Here is a 685-nt window from a genome sequence, read left to right as displayed (position 1 = left end):
GCCGACCTGGCCGTCTTCTACCAGTAAAGCCAGCTTGTCCACTTCCTGGGCGGCGGCCAGCAGGGTCCCTTCACTGCGCTCAATCAGCAGGGCCAGGGCATCTTCGTTGGCGCGCAGGCCACGGCTGGTGAGGCGTTCCTGCAGCCAGTTGCGCAAGCCTTTCCCTTCAACTGGCCAGACTTCGATCACGGCACCCATTTCATCCACGGCTTTGACCCAGGCACTATTCCAGTCCTTGCGGCGGTCCAGCCGTGAGCAGCGGATCAATAACAGGGTGTCACTACTGGCTCCGCCTTTCAGGCCGGCGAGCACATCGCGAAGAATCTGGCTGCCGGTCTTGTCCGGGCGTTTATCGTTGAGTACCAGTTCAAGAATGCGGCGGCCGCCGAACAGGCTCATGCTTTGCGATTCGTTGAGCAGGGCGTTCCAGTCGATACCGGTATCACTGGAAAAACGCTGGCGTTCGTCAAAACCCTGGTCGCGGGCTGCCCGGCGCAGGTCGTCAAGCAGTTCTCCCTGTTGCAGCGGCTCATCGCCGGCCACCAGATAGACGGGCAGCATTGTCGCGGACAGATGCTTGCCAAGCTGCTCAGGACGCAGGCGCATCAGTAGGTCTCCCACCCCTTGGACGCCACGGCGATCTGGTTGATCAGCCGGAAAGTCATGTCTTCATACAGATCTTCAC

Annotated in this window: 1 protein-coding gene; it reads right to left on the bottom strand. The window is 60.6% G+C overall.

The window, feature by feature from the left end:
* On the bottom strand, positions 1 to 606 hold a 606-nt coding region (gene holA, locus A3754_RS03455; RefSeq protein ID WP_063518855.1), incomplete at its 3' end, for a DNA polymerase III subunit delta.
* Between the last annotated feature and the right edge of the window lie 79 nt (positions 607 to 685).

This window comes from Alcanivorax sp. HI0083 (assembly GCF_001635175.1).
Note: the sequence above shows the minus strand (reverse complement) of the source record. Positions and strands in the feature narration are given on the sequence as shown.